3 protein-coding genes are annotated in these 3,330 nt (G+C 70.6%); 2 read left to right on the top strand and 1 reads right to left on the bottom strand.

Going from position 1 to position 3,330, the window contains the following annotated elements:
- Positions 1 to 1,109, top strand: a 1,109-nt coding sequence (locus ACWGIG_RS38015; RefSeq protein ID WP_453326293.1) for an MFS transporter, incomplete at its 5' end; no start/stop codon positions are given.
- A 77-nt stretch (positions 1,110 to 1,186) separates the two neighbouring features.
- Here the strand turns inward: ACWGIG_RS38015 and glnA are convergent.
- Positions 1,187 to 2,596: a type I glutamate--ammonia ligase gene (gene glnA / locus ACWGIG_RS38010; protein ID WP_453326292.1), complete on the bottom strand. Its 1,410-nt coding sequence runs from the start codon at positions 2,594 to 2,596 to the stop codon at positions 1,187 to 1,189.
- Positions 2,597 to 2,807: 211 nt separating this feature from the next.
- On the opposite strand from glnA, the gene ACWGIG_RS38005 reads away from it, so the two are divergent.
- Positions 2,808 to 3,275 (top strand): RDD family protein, encoded by a 468-nt coding sequence (locus tag ACWGIG_RS38005; RefSeq protein WP_453326291.1) that lies wholly within the window; start codon positions 2,808 to 2,810, stop codon positions 3,273 to 3,275.
- Positions 3,276 to 3,330: the final 55 nt, after the last annotated feature.

Below are 3,330 nucleotides of genomic sequence, written 5' to 3'. Positions count from 1 at the left end.
GCGGCGTACTCGCCGACCGCCACACCCGGCGCGGCGTCGTCCTGTGGGCCGCCCTCGCGGCAGCGGTCGCGGCGCCCCTGCTGGCGGCCGGACTCGGCCGTTCGCTCCTGCTGATGGCGGTCGCCGCCGCGCTGGCCGGTGCGGGGCAAGGAGCCTGCCGGCCCGCCTTCCAGGCACTCACCGCCGAGGTCGTCGCCCCGGCGCAGCGCCAGCAGGCCAACGCGGCGATGACCCTGTCCGTACGCGTCACCACCCTCACAGGGCCGGCCCTGACCGCACTGCTCGCCGTGTTCCTCGACACCGCGACCCTGCTCCTGGGCATCGGCCTGCTCTGGCTGATCGCCGCGCTGGTCCCGGGCCGGGGCAGCCCCGAAAGGGCGACTTCCGAGGAGGGCGCTGCCACGGCGCCCGCGGAAGGTGCCTCGGGGGAGCCTGGGCAGGACGCTTCCGCGGAGCCCGCGCCACAGGGCGACGCAGCACCCGCCCGGCGGCCCTCGCTGCGTGCCGAGTTCGTCGACGGGCTGCGCGAGGCCCGCCGCCACCCCTGGTTCCTGGCCGGACTCGGCGCGCTCACCACCGTCATCGCCACCGGCTACTCCGCCACCGGCGTGGCCCTGCCCCTCATCAGCCGCGACCGCTACGGCACCGAGGTCGTCCTGGCCGCCGCCATGACCGCCTACACGCTCGGCGCCCTCGGCGGCGCCCTCCTGATGGCCCGCTGGCGCCCCCGCTCCCAGGGCCGCACGGCCCTCCTGGGCCTGGCCTGCTACGGCTTCGCCCCGCTCGGCCTGGCCCTGCCCGTGCACCCCGCCCTCGTCATCGGCGCGTACGTCCTCGCGGGCATCGGCATCGAGCTCTTCAACGTCCCCTGGTTCACCGCCACCCAGCGCGAGGTCGCCCCCGACAAACTGGCCCGCGTCTCCTCCCTCGACTTCCTCCTCTCCTACGGCCTGGCCCCCCTCGGCCTCGCCCTCATCGCCCCCGCCGTCACCGCCTTCGGCCCCACCCCCGTCCTCCTCACCTGCGCCGCCCTGTGCTTCCTGGCCCCCGCCGCAGCCACCCTCGCCCCGGGAGCGCGCCACTTCTCCCGTACGGCCGGCACGAAATGACGAAGGAGCCCCGCCACCGCCCGAAGGCGGTGACGGGGCTCCGTCAGGTCGTACGAAGGACTCGTACGCAGGACCGTTTAGAGGTCGAAGTACAGCTCGAACTCGTGCGGGTGCGGGCGCAGCTGGATCGGGGCGATCTCCTGCGTGCGCTTGTAGTCGATCCACGTCTCGATCAGGTCGGGGGTGAAGACACCGCCGGCCAGGAGGTACTCGTGGTCGGCCTCCAGGGCGTCGAGGACGGCCGGCAGCGAGGTCGGGACCTGCTGGACGCCCGCGTGCTCCTCGGGGGCCAGCTCGTAGAGGTCCTTGTCGATCGGCTCCGGCGGCTCGATCTTGTTCTTGACGCCGTCCAGGCCGGCCATCAGCAGCGCCGAGAAGGCCAGGTACGGGTTGGAGGACGGGTCGGGGGCGCGGAACTCGACGCGCTTGGCCTTCGGGTTGGAGCCCGTGATCGGGATGCGCATCGCGGCGGAGCGGTTGCGCTGCGAGTACACCATGTTGACCGGGGCCTCGAAGCCGGGGACCAGGCGGTGGTAGGAGTTCACCGTCGGGTTGGTGAAGGCCAGCAGCGACGGGGCGTGCTTGAGGATGCCGCCGATGTAGTAGCGGGCCATGTCCGAGAGGCCCGCGTAGCCCTGCTCGTCGTAGAACAGCGGGATGCCGTTCTGCCACAGCGACTGGTGGACGTGCATGCCCGAGCCGTTGTCGCCGAAGATCGGCTTCGGCATGAAGGTGGCGGTCTTGCCGTTCTTCCAGGCGACGTTCTTCACGATGTACTTGAAGAGCATCAGGTCGTCGGCCGCGGCGAGCAGCGTGTTGAACTTGTAGTTGATCTCGGCCTGGCCGGCCGTGCCGACCTCGTGGTGCTGGCGCTCGACCTGGAGGCCGTTCTTGTCCAGCTCCAGGGAGATCTCGGCACGCAGGTCGGCGAAGTGGTCGACCGGGGGGGTGGGGAAGTAGCCACCCTTGTACTTGACCTTGTAGCCGCGGTTGTTCTCGGTGGAACCGGTGTTCCAGGCGCCGGCCTCGGAGTCGATGTGGTAGAAGCTCTCGTTCGCCGACGTCTGGAAACGGACGTTGTCGAAGACGTAGAACTCGGCCTCGGGACCGAAGTACGCGGTGTCCGCGAAGCCGGTGGAGGCCAGGTACGCCTCGGCCTTCTTGGCGATGTTGCGCGGGTCACGGCTGTACTGCTCGCCCGTGATCGGGTCGTGGATGAAGAAGTTGATGTTGAGCGTCTTGTCCGTGCGGAACGGGTCCAGACGGGCCGTCGACAGGTCGGCGCGCAGCGCCATGTCGGACTCGTGGATGGCCTGGAAGCCGCGGATCGACGAACCGTCGAAGGCCAGCTCCTCGTCCGGGTCGAAGACCCCCGCGGGGATCGTGAAGTGCTGCATCACGCCCGGCAGGTCGCAGAACCGGACGTCCACGAACTTGACGTCGTTGTCCGCGATGAACTTCTTGGCTTCGTCGGCGTTCCCGAACATCCAGCTCCTCCTACTCCCGCCCGGGGCCGGACGGGGTTGCCGCTTTTTCTGCGGGTCTACATGCGGGCCAGTGCGGTGGCACACGCTGGCGTCGACCATAGGCAGACGGGATTTCTCCAGCATGACCCATTTGTTTCGCCCAAGTTAACCAGGCCGCCTCGATCCTGCCCCGCCAGGAACGTGACGAACAGGGGCGCAGTACCTTTGTCGGGTGGACAACAGGCAAGCAATCGGATCGTGGCTCTCCGGGCCGCGCGCGGCGGCCGAAGAGATGGGCGCCGACTTCGGGCACCGGGGCAAGCGCCTCGGCCTGCCCCCCGAGGGCCCCGGCTCGGTGGCCCCGCTGGGCCGCCGCTTCGGCGCCCTCTTCGTCGACTGGGCGCTCTGCCTGCTCATCGCGTACGGACTCTTCGCCCGCGGCGACTCGCAGGCGGCGGGCAACTACGCGCTCGGCATCTTCCTCGTGCTGCACGTGCTGACCGTCGGCACCCTGGGCTTCACCCCCGGCAAGCGCCTCTTCGGCGTGCGGGTCGTCTCCGAGCACGGCGGGCGGCTCGGCTTCGGCTGGGCCGTGGTGCGCAGCGTGCTGCTCTGCCTGGCGATCCCGGCGCTGATCTGGGACCGCGACGGCCGCGGCCTGCACGACCGGCTGGCCCGCGCCGTACAGGTCCGTATGTGACGTCTCCGGTCCGCAGGTGACGTCCCGGGCTCCGGGTGTGTCCTTCCGGGTCCGC

The sequence above is a fragment of the Streptomyces sp. NPDC054863 genome (genome assembly GCF_053610825.1).
The sequence above is the reverse complement of the archived record's forward strand: the minus strand, read 5'-3'. Positions and strand labels throughout refer to the sequence as shown.